Genomic DNA, 15,865 nt, shown 5'->3' with positions numbered 1-15,865 from the left:
GCGTACGAACCCGCCGCTTCCCTACGCCAACCGGATTACCTTTTCCGGCTCCGGACCGGCCGGTTTTCTGTCCATTAACCTTGAGCGCGTGAACTCATCGACTCCCGGCATCGAACCCGAACTGCACGCGCGTCGCGCCGCTTCCTTCGGCGCGAAGGCCGCCGACTATGCCGCGCATCGGCCCGATTATCCGGAAAAGGCACTGGCCTGGGGGCTGGCAGGCGCCCGGCACGCGCCGGAACGGGTACTGGACCTCGCGGCCGGGACCGGCAAGGTCAGCGAAGGGCTGCTCGCGCTCGGTGTCGAGGTCACCGCGGTGGAGCCGGACGGGAAGATGCTCGCGGAACTGAAGAAGGCACTCCCCTCCGTGACCCCGCTCATCGGGACGGCCGAGGAGATCCCGCTGCCCGACGGCTCCGTGGACGCCGTGGTCGTCGGCCAGGCCGTCCACTGGTTCGACCTCGACCGGGCCTATCCGGAGATGGCCAGGGTGCTGAAACCGGGAGGCGTCGTCGCCGCGCTGTGGAACCACGACGACGAGTCGTCCGGCTGGCTGGCCGAGTTGAACGCCTTGATCAAGACGTCGGCGAGCAGGCGCTGGCTGAGCGACTACGAATCGTTGCCGGGACACGAGGCCTTCGAGCCGTTCGAGAAGAAGACGTTCGGCCACAAACAGCCGAGGACCGCCGAGACCCTGGTGGCGACTCTCGCCACCCATTCGCACATGCTGGTGGCCCCGGCGGAGGAACGCGAAGCCAAACTTCGCACGGCACGGGAATTCCTCGACCGGAATCCGGAAACCGCTTCGGGGGAATTCGACCTGCCGATCACCACCACCGTCTTCCGGGCGGGTAAGCGATGACCGACTGGAAGTCGGCGTTCACCGCGACGTTCGGCGCTCCGGCGTCGGCGGTGTCCGCGCGGATCTGGGCCGAGGTGTACGGCGACGAGTACCCCGCCGAGCTGGACACCTACAGCTTCGTGACCCGGACCGACCTGCGCCGCATCGCGGCCGAAGCGCGCCTGGAGCCGGGTGGGCGGCTGGCCGACATCGGCTGCGGGCGCGGCGGTCCCGGGCTGTGGGTCGCCGCGCGCACCTATGCGACGCTCACCGGCATCGACATCGCGGAGACGGCGCTGGCGTCGGCACGGCGTCGCGCCGAGGCGATGGACGTGGAAGCGACCGAGTTCCGTCTCGGCGATTTCCAGGAGACCGGCCTGGACGACGCGTCGTTCGAGGCGGTGATGAGCGTCGACGCGCTGCTGTTCGCGCCCGACAAGCGGCGTGCCTGCGCGGAGTTCGCGCGGATCCTCGTACCGGGCGGACGTCTGCTCGTCACGACCTGGGATTTCGACGGGCAGCCGGTGAACCGGCCGCCCCAGGTGGCCGACCACCGGCCGCTGCTGGAGGCCGCCGGCTTCGACGTCCTCTCCTACGAAGAGACGCCGGACTGGCGGGCACGGCAACGGCGGACCGTGGAGCTCTCGCTCGAGAGGGTGGCGGAACTCGCCGCGGAATCGGGGCAGGATCCGGCTCAGCTGCGGGCGAGCCTCGAACAGACGCTGCGGAACCAAGACCTCATGACGCGGCGGGTGCTGATCGTCGCTTCCCGCCGCATTTAGTCCTCTGAATGCGGTCGTTGCACACGCAAGGACCGCATTCAGAGGACTAAACGCGGTGGTTGCGCTCGTAGACCAGCCGGAGGCCAAGGAGCGTCAGATCCGGCGCGTGCTCGGTGATCGTCTCGGACTCGTCGAGCACCAGGGGCGCGAGGCCACCCGTCGCGATCACCGCGACCGGCTCCGTCCCGCCGGGCGAAAGCTCGCGCTTGATCCGCTTCACCAGGCCGTCGACCTGGCCGGCGAAACCGTAGAGGATGCCGGATTGCAGGCATTCGACGGTGTTCTTCCCGATCACCGACCGCGGCGGCACCAGCTCCACCTTGCGCAGCGCCGCGGCCCGCGCGGCCAGCGCGTCGACCGAGATCTCGATACCGGGCGCGAACGCGCCGCCGAGGAACTCGCCTTTCGCGGAGATGGCGTCCACATTGGTCGAAGTCCCGAAATCCACCACCACACAGGCGGTGTCCGGGTGCAGATGGTGCGCGGCGAGGGTGTTCACCAGCCTGTCCGCGCCCACCTCCTTGGGGTTGTCGACCAGGAGCGGCACACCGGTGCGCACCCCCGGCTCGACGACGATCTTCGGCACTTTGGCGTAGTACCGCGAAAGCATGACGCGCAACTCCCGCAGCACGGCGGGAACCGTGGACAGCGCGCTGATCCCGGTGATCGCGTCCGCGTGCGAACCGAGGAGCCCGCGCATGGTCAACGCGAGCTCGTCGGCGGTCATGCGCGCGTCGGTGCGCATGCGCCAGTCACCGATCAGCTCCGAGGTACTCTTTCCCGCCGAGGAGCCATCAGCTCGAGCGTGCCCGGAGTACAGGCCGAGCACGATATTGGTGTTGCCGACGTCGACCGTGAGCAGCAAGGGCTCAGCTTTCGGCGTGCAGCAGCGCGTCGAGACGGCGGGCGTCGGCGGTTTCGGCGACCGGGAAGGTCATCGTGTCGTCGTCGGCCAGCGTCACGGTGCCGCTCAGCAGACCGGAACCCTCCGGCGCGTGCCCGGGGTTGGCGCCCTTCTCGACGATCCGGTTGTCCGCGTCGACGAAGACGACCCGCGGCCGGAACGCGGCGGCCTCGGCGTTCTCCATCTGCGCGTACGAGATCAGGATCACCAGATCACCCGGGTGCACCAGGTGCGCCGCGGCGCCGTTGATGCCGAGCACCCCGCTGCCGCGTTCGCCCGCGATCACGTAGGTCTCGAGCCGCGCGCCGTTGGTGACGTCCACAATGGACACCTGTTCGCCCGGCAGCAGATCCGCCGCGTCCATCAGGTCCTCGTCGACGGTCACCGAACCGACGTAGTGCAGATCGGCCTGGGTGACCGTCGCCCGGTGGATCTTCGATTTCAGCATCGTGCGGTACATCGTGGACTCTCCCTATTCCCCTGCGTCCAGCGCTTGTTCCGGATGATCCACGGCGGCGCCGAGCATCACCGGGACGTTGTCGATCAGCCGGGTACTCCCCACCCTGGCCGCGATCAGCAACCGCGCTTCACCGTCCACGGGCGCGGGCCCGAGGTCGGTTCCCCTCAATTCCAGATAGTCGACCTCGACTCCCGCACGCGCGGCGAGGGTCTGCCTGGCGGTCGCCAGCACGGCTTCCGCGCCGTCGCGTCCGACGAAGGCACCCGCGGTGAGTGCCGCCGACAACACGATCGCGTCCTCGCGCTGTTCCGGGGTCAGGTAGACGTTGCGCGAGGACAACGCCAGCCCGTCGCGTTCCCGGACCGTCGGCACCCCGATGACGCGGGTGTCGAAGTTCAGGTCACGCACCATCTTCTTGATCAGCACCAGCTGCTGGTAGTCCTTCTCCCCGAAGAAGGCGTAGTCCGGCCGCACGATGTTGAACAGTTTCGCCACCACGGTCAGCACGCCGGCGAAATGCCCCGGCCGCACCGCGCCTTCCAGCTCGTCGCCGAGCGCGCCGGGATGCACCGTGACGGTGGCCCCCTCGGGATACAGATCCGACGCCTTGGGCAGGAAGCCCAGTTCGACGCCGTCCTCCTTCAGCACCTCGAGGTCCTTGTCCAGCGGACGCGGGTACGCCTCGAAGTCCTCGCCCTCCCCGAACTGCAGGGGGTTCACGAAGATCGACGTCGCGACCACGGTGTTCGGCAGCCGCTTCGCCCGGCGGATCAGCTCGCGGTGCCCCGCGTGCAGGGCGCCCATCGTGGGCACGAGCGCGACCTTGCGGCCGACGCCGTGCAGGGCACGCGTCACCTGGCTGACCTGCTCGGGCGGCTGGAAGGTGTGCAGCGTGCCTCGGGCGAATTTCGGTGTGGTCACTGGTTTTGCTGCCCTTCGGCGGGATCTGCGGGATCACTCAGGAGTTCGGTGAGCTCGGCGGCGGCCGAAGCGTCCAGGAGCCCGGCGGCGTCGCCGCGCGCCAGCGTGCGCTTGGCCAGCGCGCGGTAGCTCGGGGCGATGCCGGGGCCACGTTCGGCCAGCACCGCGAGATGCTTACGCACGGTGCCGAGATCACCACGGGCCACCGGCCCGGTCAGCGCCCGGTCCCCGTGTCGGAGAACATTATCCAACGCCGCCGACAACAACGGAGCCACCAGGCGTTCGGGCTGGGCGATTCCCGCCTCCCGCAACAATTCCGCGCAGTCGGCGACCAGTGTCATCAGGTGGTTCGCGCCGTGTGCCAGCGCCGCGTGATAGAGCGCTCGCGCCTCGTCAGGGACCCGGACGGGCTCCGCGCCCATTTCCACGGTCAGCGCCTCGCCGACGTTCCACGCCGCTTCGTCACCCTCTGTCGCGGTGACGCCGACGCTGCAGGTGGCCAGCCTTTCGAGGTCTTCGGCGCGGCCGGTGAAGGTCATCACGGGGTGCAAGGCCAGCGGCAGCGCCCCGGCCTCGGCGGCGGGCGCGAGGACGTCGATCCCGTGCGCGCCGGAGGTGTGCACGACGATCTGCCCCGGCCGGAGGGATCCGGTCGCGACGAAACCGCGCACCATCCCGGCGAGCGCGTCGTCCGGAAGCGCCAAGAGGACCAGGTCGGCACGGCGGGCGACCTCGTCGGGAGGCAGGAGGGGCACGTCGGGGAGCAGTTGCTCCGCCCGGCGCACCGAAGCGTTGGAAAGGCCCGAAGCGGCGACGACCGTGTGCCCCGCCCTGGTGAGCGCGGCGCCGACGACACTGCCGACCCGGCCCGCGGAAACGACGCCGACGGCCAGGCGAGCGGGCCTCATCATGGCGCGCGCCAGTGGACGCTCATGGTCGAAACTCCTCAACTCGTTCCAGTCCCGCTCTGCGGTCGCGGGTACCAGACGACGGCGCGAGGGTAACCCTCCGGCGTGGGTCTGAACCGGCCCCCGTGACCAGCTTCACCTGACAGTGGTCACCCGCGCGGCGCGCCGTCGGCCAGCCGCACGGCCTCGGCCCGCGACGTCTTGAGCACCTGGAGCAGCTCACGTTGCCGCTGTTTCGCGTCGTCGGTGAGCTTGCGGCCGCGCCGCAGGAACGCGAGCTCGGTCACGCTGGCCTGGTAACGGCCGACGGCCTTCGCCGCCTCCCGCCCCGACTGCTTCCGCGCCTGTTTCCGCCACGACCGCCGTCCGGAGAGGCTGGCCAGCAGCGCGACCTCGGACGGGGCGATCCAGCGCGCGTCGACCATCATCGGCAGCGCGGCCGCGACGATCCGCTGCTCGCGGCGCCGCTGCATGACCACCACCGAGAAGACCCCGATGAACAACGGCACCATGATCAGGAAGTAGACGTTCAGGAAGGTCTTCGCGCCGCCGAGCAGCGCGGCACCGTTCCACAGTGCGTGCAGCAGCACCGCGACGACGTAGCCGCCGATGGGCGCCAGGATCCGCAGCGAGCGCACCTTGCTGCTCGCGGCGACGCCGAGCCCGATCCCGGTCATCACGGCGAACAGCGGATGGGTGAACGGCGAGAGCACGCCGCGGAGGAAGAACGCCGCGAGCACACCGGCGCTCGTGCCGTCGCCGAATCCGTGCTCGGCGAAGGCGCGGCCGAAGTAGTAGATGTTCTCGGTGAAGGCGAAGCCCGCCGCGGTGAACCCGGCGTACACGATGCCGTCCACGACGCCGTCGAATTCGATCGGACGGCGCCACCACAGCAAAAGGATGAAAGCGGCCTTCGCGGCCTCCTCGACCAGCGGCGCGGAGACGAGCCCGCTGATCTTGCCGCCGACGCCGGTGCCGAGCAGCAGGTCACCGACGGCCTCGGCACCGCTGTTGAGCAGCAGCGCGATGATCGTCGCGACGCACGCGCCCCAGACGAAGGACAGCAGCAGGAGCTTCGGCGGTTCCGGTTCCCAGCGGTCGACCCACAGGAACGCGGTGACCACCACGGCGACCGGGACCAGCGCCGCGAGCACACCGATCCCCACCGCGAGCGGGCCGACCCTTTCGGTCACCGTGCCGAAGACGAACAACCCGCACAGCGCGACGGCGATCAGCCCGAGCACCGGCAGCAGCACGGTGATCGACCGAGACCGGCGGATCCGGTCGGGACCGGGCGCCGGGGAGGAAGGCTCGCTCACAGCGGGTCACCCTACCGTCGGTACGGGGTCAGTCTTCGGCGCGCCGCCTGCGCCGCGGTGTGGACTCGTTCGCGCCGTTGGCGGCGAGCAGATCCATCACCGACCGGCCGGACGCGTGGGAACCCGCCTCGGAAGTCTCCGGGCGGCTGTGCGAAGCCCCGGACGAGCCACTGCGGGACGGCGTCTCGTCGTCCGGCTTCGCCCGTCTGCCGCCGTGACGGCCACCCGAGGACTCGGTGTTCTGCCAGGCCGGGGGCTCGCCGTCCGGACGACGGCGACGGCCGCCTCCGGTGGGCTCGGGAACGTTCGGGGCCGGGGTGAGCGAAACCGAGGAGTCTTCCGCCGCGCGGCGACGGCGTCCACCGCCGCCGTTCTGCGCCAGGCGGATCTCTTCGGGCAACGTCGGGTTGACCGCGGGCGGCTCCTCGGCGGGCGGCGAACTGTGCCGCGACGGCGCCTCGGCCGCCGGACGGCGCACCGGTTCGGGCTCCGGCTTCCGCACGGGCTCGGCCCGGCGAGGCGGCTCGGACACGGCCGGGATCGACGGCGGGGTCGGCGGCTCCGGCTCACGACGAAGCTCGGGACGCGGCTCCGGCCGGGGCAGGGACACCGAGGGCTGCGGTTTCGGCGGCGGCGTGGGACGCAGCCTGTCCTGGAAGTCGTCCTTCCTGGGGAACGCCGCGCTCAGGTCGGAGACCGGGCGCTCCTGCGTCCACGACGGCTTCCACTCGCCGGTGGCCTCCATCGGCTCCGGCGCGGCGGGCTTGTTCGCGGGCGGCGGCGTGCCACCGGCAGGCTGGGACCGCTCGACCGGCTTCATCCCGGGGCGGGTCAGGCCGAGCTCGCGGTTCGGCCGGGGGCGATCCGGCTCGACCTTCTTGACCGGCTTCGCCTGCACGGGCGGCTTCACCGGCGGCGTCTGCTTCCGGGTCTGCTCATCGGGCCGCGGCGCGGGCGGACGCTGCACGGTGCCGGCGTCGAGTCGTTGCTGCAGCGACGGCTGCTGCGGCCGGCGGGGCGGTTCGTTGCGCTGGGGCTGCCGGGCGACGGTGGGCATCGAGGGCTGCGAGGCCTCGGCGCGCGACACCCCCGGCATGGACGGGCGGGACACCTCGGCCGGGGTCACCGGCGGCGGGGTCTTGACCCTGGGCATCGGCCGGGAGATCTCGGCGGGCGACATCCCGGGGTTCGACATCTCCATCCGCTCGCGGCGGGCGGCTTCGGCGGCGAGCGCTTCGGCCGCCTTCGAGGCGCGGGCGTCCGCCTTGCGCATACTGCGGCGAGTCGACTCGTCGACCGGTTTCGGCCGCTGGACCTGATTGCTCTGGCCGTAGCCACCTGCGCCGTTGACCTGGCCGTTCGCCGGTTTGCGGCGGGCGGCGGGCGGCGCCGGAACCCGCGCGGCGGCGGGTTCGAGGACGCGGTCGATCATCTCGGTCGGCCGTTCACGCTCACGCTCGTCGACGTCGATCGTGGTGCTCTTGGCCGCCATGAGCTGGGGTTTGCCGTTGCCGTTCTCGGACCCCGCGCTCATCAGCTGCTTGTTGTCGAGGGACCGCATCCGGGTGGCCTGCGCGGTGAGCGCGACGCGTTCGAGGAGGACCTCGCCGCCGAAGAGCGACTGGAGGCTTTCACGCAGAGCGCTCACCTCGGCTCTGAGCGCTTCGAGCTCTTCCTGCGAGCGGCTCTCGGCGGCTTGGCGGGTCTCCGCCTCGATCTCCAGCTCGAACTCGCGGCGGGCGGCGATCTCGCGTTCCAGCTCCAGCTCGTAGACGGCCTGCGCCTCGGCGACGGCGTCCTCGCTCTGTGACACGTGCTTGCGGTAGCGGACCGCGAGGAACGCACCGATCAAGGCGGCCCACAGCGCCGCGACGATCCCCAGACGCAAGTAGCGGAGGTCGTCGGAAAGCACCAATGCGAGAGTCGCGCCGACGGCGAGAACCAAGCCGACGACAAGCCACGGCCTACCCGCAAGGCGGCCGCGCGAGTCGTCACCCACCCCGGTCATGCCCAACACCGTACCTTCTAGTAATCCGAACGAGACCTAGTCGGTACTTCGAGCGGTGGCTCTCGCGCGTTAACCGGTCGGCTCGGGATCGGTGTCCCGATCACCGCCCTCGGGGGTCCGGCAGCAGTGTTCGAGCCATAAAGCCGCAGCTACCAGCGCCGCCGAGCTGACGATCCCGACCGTGGCCGAGCGGAGATCGCCGCTCGCCGCGAGGAGTTCGTCACGTCGCGGAAAAAGATACGCGAAAGCCGCGAGCCAGACGCCCGTCATGGCGGATCCGGCGAGCGAAGAGGCTTTCGCGAGGGCCACCGATCGAGCGACGGAGATCGCGGAGAGCACGCGGCCCTCCTTGATCCGCGACCGGATGATGAAGGCGAGCACGAACTCGCAGAGCGCGAGGACGAGCAGCGTGATTCCGGCGAAGAGCGGAAGCGCGGGGATGGATCCGTAGGCGACCTGGAAGAGCAGATAGGCCAGGACCAATCCCAGGAGGCCGGCCACCGCCAGCTCACGTGGCCGGGTGAAGTGCATGGTCCAACGCTACCTGGCAGGCTTGACTCTCCACCAACTGGAGAGTCGACGATGAAGCATATGGGCACCGCAGCGGTTTTCACCATCGGGGAGCTGGCCAAACGGACCGGCCTGCCGGTGAAGACCATCCGCTTCTACTCCGACGAGGGGCTCCTGCCCCCGACCGACCGCACCGATTCGGGCTACCGGCTCTACGACGCCACCGCGATGGCACGTCTCGAACTGGTCCGGACACTGCGGGAGCTCGGACTCGGCCTCGCCGACGTGGAGCGGGCGCTGACCAGGGAAGCGAGCATCGGGGACCTCGCGGTCCAGCACGTCGCCGCCCTGGACGAGCAGATCCGGCGGCTGGAACTGCGCCGCGCGGTCCTGCGAGCGGTGGCCAAACGGGACTCACCACTGGAGGAGGTCGAACTGATGAACAAACTCGCGTCGATGTCGGACGAAGACCGCAAACGTTTGCTCGACGAGTTCTGGGCGGACATGGTCGAAGGACTCGACTTGGACCCGGAGTTCTACGAGCGGATGCGCTCGGCGAAACCGGAACTGCCCGACGACCCGACGCCCGAACAGCTGGAGGCCTGGATCGAGTTCGCCGAACTCGTGCAGGACGAAGAGTTCCGCGCGTCCATCCGCCGGATGAGCGAGTGGCACTCGCAGCTGCGGAAGCAGGACGGGGCGGACTTCGGCGCGAAGCAGCAGGAGCTGTGGATGGCGTGGAGCGCTCGGGCGACCGAAGCGCTCGAAGCCGGCCTCGCGCCGGACTCGCCCGAGGGCCGCGAACTGGCGGAGACGATCTTCACGCAGTCTTCGCGGAACGGCCGGGACCCGGCCGACCCGGTCTGGCGGAAGCGGCTGACCGACGGGATGGCGATCAGCTCCGACCCGCGTGCCGAGCGGTACTGGCTGCTGCTGGGGAAGATCAACGGCTGGCCGTCGTTCCCCTCGCAGATGGCGCAGGCCGAGTGGATCATCGCCGCCCTGCGCTCCGCTCTGGGTTAGCAAGGGACCTTTGCTACCACCTGCCCCCGCTCCCGCATTTAGTCGACTAATTGCGAGGGTCGGGGGCGGGGTGGGCGTTGCGAAAGTGGCTTTCGCAACGTTGAAGGTTGCGAAAGTGGCTTTCGCAACGCCGGCACTGAGGAGATCGGGCTCCCCGCCGGAGCGATCCGACACCTGGTTCGCGGTAGTCGCACCACGCACCACCGGCAGAGCTTGACGGTGACTGTGTGGATTTCCGGTCATCCAACGCACCAATCTCCCCAGTCCCACCGCGAGGTGACCGAACGTGAGGGGTGTGTGGATATAGGGACACTCAACGTCCCTATATCCACACACCCCCTTGCCCGAGGCGCGTTTCGTCCTCTGGATGCGGTGGTTCGTATCGCCAACTACCGCATTCAGAGGACGAAATGCGTGAGGCGGACGGAGTCGCGGTCCGAGGCGGGGCGGGCGGCGAGGAGGTCGGCGACGGGACCGTGGCCGGGAAGCACCGCGTCGGGCTCGATCTCCAGCCAGGGGATCAGCACGCTCGCGCGCTCCGGCGTGCCGGGATGCGGAAGCAGCAACTGGGGGTCGTCGGAGCGAACCCCGTCCACGGTCACTATGTCGACATCCAGCGTGCGCGGGCCCCACCGGAGTTCGCGCACGCGCTCCGCCGCCTGCTCGGCGGCCTGCCCGGTGCGCAGCCAGTCCCAGTGATCACGCGCCGGGTCGTCGACCAGGACGACGGCGTTGAGGAAATCCGGCTGGTCCTCGACGCCCCACGCCTTGGTCTCGTACACCGACGACACCGCGACGACCGCGGGCCGGACCGCGGCGACGGCGGACCGGAGGAACGCGAGCCGGTCCCCCAGGTTGGAGCCGAGCGAGAGCAGCGCGCGGCTCATCGCTCCCGCCGCACCGTGACCGCGACATCGTCGAAGTTCAGCGGGATCGGCGCGGACGGCTTGTGCACCGTCACCTCGACGGCGGTCAGCCGCTCGTCGCGCAGCACCTCGTCGGCGATCTTCCCGGCGACACTCTCGATGAGGTCGTACGGCTCACCCGCCACGATCCCGGCGGCCAGTTCCGCGAGTTCGCCGTAGTGCAGCGTCTTGGTCAGGTCGTCGGACGCGGCGGCCGGACCGAGGTCCAGCCACACCACGATGTCGACGACGAACTCCTGCCCGTCCCGCTTCTCGTGGTCGAAGACCCCGTGCCTGCCGAAGACCCTCAATCCGGTCAACGTGATCCGGTCAGACAACAGGACTCCCCTTCCGCCAAGCCGCCGCGACGGTCACGGCGTCGATGCTCGCGCCGACCTCGTGCACCCGCACTCCCCAGGCACCGGCCGCCGCGGCGAGCGCGGACACGGCCGCGGTCGCGTTCTCTCGGCCGTCCGGCGGAGCGGGCTTTCCGTCCTTTCCGGACAACAGGCGCCCGAGGAACCGTTTGCGTGACGCGCCGACGAGAACCGGGAAACCCAGCGACAGAAAGGAATCCAGGCCGTGCAACAACGCCCAGTCGTGCTCCGCGTTCTTCGCGAAACCCAGCCCGGGGTCGAGCACGATCGCGCTCTGATCGACACCCGCGGCGAGCGCTTCGTCCACTCGGGACAGCAGCTCGGCGCGCACGTCCGCGACGACGTCCTCATAGGACGCCAGCGCGTTCATGTCCTTGCTGTGCCCGCGCCAGTGCATCAGTACATACGGGACACCCGTCTCGGCGGCGACCTTCGCCATGTTCGGATCGGCCAGCCCGCCGGAGACGTCGTTGATGACGGACGCGCCTGCCTCGACCGCGGCGAGGGCGACCTCGGCGCGGGTGGTGTCCACGGACATCGCGACACCGTCGGCGGCGAGCGAGCGGATCACCGGCATGATCCGGGAAATCTCGGTCCCGGCGTCCACCCTGGACGCTCCCGGCCGCGTCGACTCCCCGCCGACGTCGATCAGATCCGCGCCCCGCGCCCACATCTCGTGCGCGTGCTCCAGCGCCTGCTCGACGCCCAGATAGCGGCCACCGTCCGAAAAGGAATCCGGGGTGACGTTGAGGATCCCCATCACCGCGCACCGGCCGGGCCGGGGCAGGGCGGTCATCGACGGCCCTTGATCAGGTCCAGCGCCTCCGCCCGCGAGGACGCCGAAGTCTGCAGCAGCCCGCGCACGGCGGACGTCGTCGTCCTGGCCCCGGGTTTGCGGATACCGCGCATGGCCATGCAGAGATGCTCGGCCTCGACCACGACGATCGCGCCGCGGGGTTCGAGTTTGCGCATGAGCGCGTCGGCGACCTGGGAGGTGAGCCGCTCCTGGACCTGCGGTCGCTTGGCGTAGAGGTCGACGAGGCGGGCCAGTTTGGACAGGCCGGTGACCTTGCCGTGGCCGTTCGGGATGTAGCCGACGTGGGCGACACCGTGGAAGGGCACGAGGTGGTGTTCACAGGTCGAGAACATCGGGATGTCCGTGACGAGCACGAGTTCTTCGTGGGCCTCGTCGAACGTGCGGTCCAGGACGTGGTCCGGTTCGGTGTAGAGACCGGCGAACATTTCCCGGTAAGCGCGAGCGACCCGGGCCGGGGTCTCCAAGAGACCGTCCCGGTCCGGGTCCTCACCACAGGCGAGCAGGAGTTCGCGTACGGCTTTCTCGGCCCGGTCCTGGTCGAAGACCGGGCGGTCGCCGTTATCGCTTGGTGTCGTCCTGTCCGTCGTCACGCCGTTGCTGTCCTTCGTCCTGCTGACCGCCGGGCTGGTCAGCGAACCAGCCGTCACGCGGGCGATCTTCGGCGGGACGCCAGGGCTGGTTCGGCTGGCCGCCCGGCTGCGTGGCCGGGGTCCATCCGGGAGGAGCCCCGTAGTTCGGCGGGCCGCCAACGGGCCCACCCTGGTAACCGCCTGCCGGACCGCCCGGCTGCTGCCCACCATATGCCTGGGGCCAGTGACCGGTGCCGTTCGGCCCACCGTTGGGGCGACCACCGTTGGGGTAGGCGCCCGGCGGCGGCGGGGCGTACGGGTTCGCGTTCGGGTCCGGCGGCGGAGCGGGCTGCGTGTACGGCGGGCCACCGGGAAGGTCGCCGCCGCCCTGCGCGGTGCCGACCGGGGTCGGCGCCGGCTGCAGCACCGGCTGCTCCTTCTTCTCCTCCGGCGGGGGCCACGGCTCGCCGCGTTCCATCGCCAGCTCGCCGGGGGTCTTGATCGGCGGCTTGTCGGACGGCTTGCGGTCGCCGAACTCGTTGAAGATGGTGATGTGCGGGCGCTTCTCGACGGTCGCGAAGATCCGCTCGAGGTCCTTGCGGGTCAGCGTCTCCTTTTCGAGGAGCTCGATGACCAGCTCGTCCAGCACGTCGCGGTAGGTGCTCAGCACGTGCCACGCCTCGGTGTGCGCGGTCTCGATGAGCTTGCGCACCTCCTCGTCGATCTCGTGCGCGACCTCGAGCGAGTAGTCCGCCTGGCGGCCGGCCGAGCGGCCGAGGAACGGGTCGCCCTGCTCCTGGCCGTACTTGACCGCGCCGAGCCGGGCGCTCATGCCGTACTCGGTGACCATCGCGCGGGCGATCTTCGTCGCCTGCTCGATGTCGGAGGAGGCACCGGTGGTGGGCTCGTGGAAGACGAGCTCCTCCGCGGTCCGGCCGCCCATCGCGAAGACCAGGCGCCCGATCATCTCCGAGCGGGTCATCAGCTCCTTGTCGTCCTCCGGGACGAGCAGGGCGTGACCGCCGGTGCGCCCGCGCGGCAGGATCGTCAGCTTGTAGACCGGTTCGATGTCCGGCATCGCCCACGCGGCGAGCGCGTGCCCGCCCTCGTGGTAGGCCGTGATCTTCTTCTCCTTCTCGGAGATGATCCGGCTCTTGCGGGCGGGGCCGCCGACGACCCGGTCGACCGACTCCTCCAGCGCGGCGTCGGTGATCACGTGCCCGTTCTGGCGGGCGGTGAGCAGCGCGGCCTCGTTGAGCACGTTCGCCAGGTCCGCGCCGGACATGCCGACGGTCCGCTTGGCGAGGCTGCTCAGGTCGGTGCCCTGCGCGATCGGCTTGCCCTTGGCGTGCACCTCGAGGATCGCCTTGCGGCCGCGCATGTCCGGCGCGGACACCGGGATCTGGCGGTCGAAGCGGCCGGGGCGCAGGAGCGCCGGGTCGAGGATGTCGGGGCGGTTGGTCGCGGCGATCAGGATGATGCCGCCGCGCGCGTCGAAGCCGTCCATCTCGACGAGGAGCTGGTTCAGCGTCTGCTCGCGTTCGTCGTGGCCGCCGCCGAGGCCGGCGCCGCGCTGGCGGCCGACCGCGTCGATCTCGTCGACGAAGATGATGCAGGGCGCGTTCTGCTTGGCCTGCTCGAACAGGTCTCGGACGCGCGAGGCGCCGACACCGACGAACATCTCGACGAAGTCGGAACCGGAGATCGTGTAGAACGGCACGCCCGCCTCGCCGGCGACGGCGCGCGCGAGCAGCGTCTTACCGGTGCCGGGCGGCCCGTAGAGCAGGACGCCCTTGGGGATCTTCGCGCCGAGCGCCTGGTAGCGCGCCGGGTTCTGCAGGAAGTCCTTGATCTCGTACAGCTCTTCGACGGCCTCGTCGGCGCCCGCGACGTCCCCGAAGGTCGTCTTGGGCATGTCCTTGTTGAGCTGTTTGGCCTTCGACTTGCCGAAGTTGAGGACGCGGTTGCCGCCGCCCTGCGCGTTGTTCATCATCCACATCAGCAGGCCCAGCACCAGCGCCAGCGGGATGGCGAAGATCAGGATCTGGGTGAGGATGTTCTGCTGGGTGACCTTGGTGGTGAACTTGACCGGGTTGTCACCGTTCTTGAGGCCGATGAGCTGGCCGTAGATGGTGCCCGCGACGTTCGCCGGGTACTGCGCGATGATCTGGTCGACCTGCTGGCCCTCGACCTCGATCTTCTTGTTCAGGAGCAGCTTGATCTGCTGCTCCTTGTCCTCTTGCGAGGCTTCCTTGACGTTGTTCGCGGTGATCTGCTGGTTCGCGATCGAGATCGGCACCTGGGTGTAGCCACGATCACTGTCGAAGATCGTGTTGTATGCGAGAAACGCCAGTACCGCCGCGAGAATCCAGAGCACTGGGTTCTTGAGCACGCTCTTCCGGTTCATACGACTCGGCCCTGGTGGCCTCGACCCTTCCTGGTTGGGCGGCTCATGTGATACCCGCCATCACGATCTTGACGACCCATGGTGCTCCGACACCCGCCCCTCAGGATACCGCCCGCCTGGACGGATGAGGGTGGTGAGCCTCTCGGACGTAAACGCCCGCCGCCTCGCGAGGGTTCCCGGAGCCGGTCCCTAGCGTGTGTCGACCGCCACACCGGCGGCCATTTCGCCCAGCCGCGTCCGGAGTGTCTTGACGTCGGCGGGCGAGACGGTGACCCACTCGCGTCCGTCCGGACCGGCCTGTGACGTGCTGAGATAGCGCCCGCTGGCGGTGTCGAACCAGCCGAGGACCCGGGACCGCTGTTTGGCGCCCACGTGGGACCGGCTGTTCGCTGCGAGCTGACCTCCGCGCAGCCTCGGCTGGCCGGTGAGCTTGCCGAACGCCTCGCGCGGGTCCGCGGTGATGCGTTCACTGAGCGAGACTCGCGGCTTGTCCTTGCGGCGGGTCTTCGTCGCCTCGGGCTCCTCGGCCTGCTTCGTCGCGTTGATGGCGGCGCGGATCGGCTCGGTGCGGCGGGCGTCGTCGATCGGCAGCGTGACCGACGCCTCCGAGCCGCGCTGCCCCGGGGGCAGCAGGTCGACGACCGCTGTCGGGAGCCCGTCGGCGGGTGCTTCGCGCAGCCAGATCCCGGACTGGTCCTGGATCGCGATCACCGCGTCGCGGCCGTCGGTGGCGCCGAGCACGGCGATCGTCGGGGCCTGGAATTCGGGGATGTGCAGGGCGTCGATGGTCAGCGAACCGCGGGCGAGGAGGTACAGCCAGTCCTCGATCCTCCGCTCCAGCCTTCCCCGGCCGTCGCGGATGCCGCGGGCCTGGAGTTCGTTGTCGACGCGCTGGCGCAGCGCCCGGCGTTCGAGCTCGGTCGCGCCGTGCGACCGGACGCGCAGCGGGTATGGCAGGTCGCCGAGCTCGGCGGACTCCCAGAGGAAGTCGAACGCCATCGGTGTGAAGTGTTCCTGGTGCATTTGCTCCGTGCCCTCCCGGCACCTCGGCTTCATGGGCCTCGGGACGCCCAGAGGTTCACGATAGCGAACACTCGGGGAGGCCTCGTGAGTG

General features: G+C 69.8%; 16 protein-coding genes. 3 read left to right on the top strand and 13 right to left on the bottom strand.

Annotated elements, in window-relative coordinates; all coding sequences use genetic code 11:
* Positions 1-88 precede the first annotated feature (88 nt).
* The gene (locus tag ACZ3HL_RS06190; protein ID WP_465529192.1) at positions 89-862 is read left to right on the top strand and encodes a class I SAM-dependent methyltransferase; all 774 of its coding nucleotides are present in this window, start codon (positions 89-91) and stop codon (positions 860-862) included.
* Positions 859-1,623 carry a class I SAM-dependent methyltransferase gene (locus ACZ3HL_RS06185; protein ID WP_465529190.1) on the top strand — a complete coding sequence of 255 codons (765 nt, stop codon included), beginning with the start codon at positions 859-861 and terminating at the stop codon, positions 1,621-1,623. Before ACZ3HL_RS06190 ends, ACZ3HL_RS06185 begins: the two co-directional genes overlap by 4 nt.
* A 46-nt stretch (positions 1,624-1,669) precedes the next feature.
* Here the strand turns inward: ACZ3HL_RS06185 and ACZ3HL_RS06180 are convergent, their stop codons facing one another.
* The 7 genes from ACZ3HL_RS06180 to ACZ3HL_RS06150 form a co-directional block, all read right to left on the bottom strand.
* Entirely contained in the window at positions 1,670-2,488 is an 819-nt protein-coding gene (locus ACZ3HL_RS06180; RefSeq protein ID WP_465410500.1) for a type III pantothenate kinase, read from the bottom strand.
* Between the two features lie 4 nt (positions 2,489-2,492).
* A complete protein-coding gene (gene panD, locus ACZ3HL_RS06175) occupies positions 2,493-2,987 on the bottom strand; it encodes an aspartate 1-decarboxylase (RefSeq protein ID WP_016337767.1) in 495 nt (164 codons plus the stop codon).
* Positions 2,988-2,999: 12 nt separating this feature from the next.
* The gene (gene panC, locus ACZ3HL_RS06170) at positions 3,000-3,908 is read right to left on the bottom strand and encodes a pantoate--beta-alanine ligase (protein WP_465529188.1); all 909 of its coding nucleotides are present in this window, start codon (positions 3,906-3,908) and stop codon (positions 3,000-3,002) included.
* The gene (locus ACZ3HL_RS06165; RefSeq protein WP_465529991.1) at positions 3,905-4,831 is read right to left on the bottom strand and encodes a Rossmann-like and DUF2520 domain-containing protein; all 927 of its coding nucleotides are present in this window, start codon (positions 4,829-4,831) and stop codon (positions 3,905-3,907) included. The genes panC and ACZ3HL_RS06165 overlap by 4 nt, the downstream gene beginning before the upstream one ends.
* Positions 4,832-4,965: 134 nt before the next feature.
* Positions 4,966-6,135, bottom strand: coding sequence for a PrsW family intramembrane metalloprotease (locus ACZ3HL_RS06160; protein WP_465529186.1), 1,170 nt, complete (start codon positions 6,133-6,135; stop codon positions 4,966-4,968).
* A gap of 28 nt (positions 6,136-6,163) precedes the next feature.
* Positions 6,164-8,143, bottom strand: coding sequence for a DUF6779 domain-containing protein (locus ACZ3HL_RS06155; RefSeq protein WP_465529184.1), 1,980 nt, complete (start codon positions 8,141-8,143; stop codon positions 6,164-6,166).
* Between the two features lie 69 nt (positions 8,144-8,212).
* A complete protein-coding gene (locus ACZ3HL_RS06150; protein ID WP_126730147.1) occupies positions 8,213-8,674 on the bottom strand; it encodes a DUF3180 domain-containing protein in 462 nt (153 codons plus the stop codon).
* A 60-nt stretch (positions 8,675-8,734) separates the two neighbouring features.
* Here ACZ3HL_RS06150 and ACZ3HL_RS06145 point away from each other — a divergent pair, with 60 nt between their 5' ends.
* Positions 8,735-9,676 carry a MerR family transcriptional regulator gene (locus ACZ3HL_RS06145; protein ID WP_465529182.1) on the top strand — a complete coding sequence of 314 codons (942 nt, stop codon included), beginning with the start codon at positions 8,735-8,737 and terminating at the stop codon, positions 9,674-9,676.
* A 398-nt stretch (positions 9,677-10,074) separates the two neighbouring features.
* Here ACZ3HL_RS06145 and folK read toward each other — a convergent pair whose 3' ends face one another.
* The 6 genes from folK to ACZ3HL_RS06115 form a co-directional block, all read right to left on the bottom strand.
* Positions 10,075-10,563: a 2-amino-4-hydroxy-6-hydroxymethyldihydropteridine diphosphokinase gene (folK, locus tag ACZ3HL_RS06140; protein ID WP_465529180.1), complete on the bottom strand. Its 489-nt coding sequence runs from the start codon at positions 10,561-10,563 to the stop codon at positions 10,075-10,077.
* Positions 10,560-10,919 carry a dihydroneopterin aldolase gene (folB, locus tag ACZ3HL_RS06135; RefSeq protein ID WP_020632060.1) on the bottom strand — a complete coding sequence of 120 codons (360 nt, stop codon included), beginning with the start codon at positions 10,917-10,919 and terminating at the stop codon, positions 10,560-10,562. The genes folK and folB overlap by 4 nt, the downstream gene beginning before the upstream one ends.
* Complete coding sequence (folP, locus tag ACZ3HL_RS06130) at positions 10,912-11,754, bottom strand: dihydropteroate synthase (protein ID WP_465529179.1); 843 nt, start codon at positions 11,752-11,754, stop codon at positions 10,912-10,914. The genes folB and folP overlap by 8 nt, the downstream gene beginning before the upstream one ends.
* Positions 11,751-12,365, bottom strand: coding sequence for a GTP cyclohydrolase I FolE (gene folE / locus ACZ3HL_RS06125; RefSeq protein WP_465410493.1), 615 nt, complete (start codon positions 12,363-12,365; stop codon positions 11,751-11,753). Before folE ends, folP begins: the two co-directional genes overlap by 4 nt.
* Positions 12,334-14,751: an ATP-dependent zinc metalloprotease FtsH gene (gene ftsH / locus ACZ3HL_RS06120; RefSeq protein ID WP_465529177.1), complete on the bottom strand. Its 2,418-nt coding sequence runs from the start codon at positions 14,749-14,751 to the stop codon at positions 12,334-12,336. Before ftsH ends, folE begins: the two co-directional genes overlap by 32 nt.
* Positions 14,752-14,940: 189 nt before the next feature.
* Positions 14,941-15,774, bottom strand: coding sequence for an ESX secretion-associated protein EspG (locus ACZ3HL_RS06115; protein WP_465529175.1), 834 nt, complete (start codon positions 15,772-15,774; stop codon positions 14,941-14,943).
* Positions 15,775-15,865: the final 91 nt, after the last annotated feature.

This window comes from Amycolatopsis sp. NPDC000009, from assembly GCF_055563465.1.
Note: the sequence above shows the minus strand (reverse complement) of the source record. Positions and strands in the feature narration are given on the sequence as shown.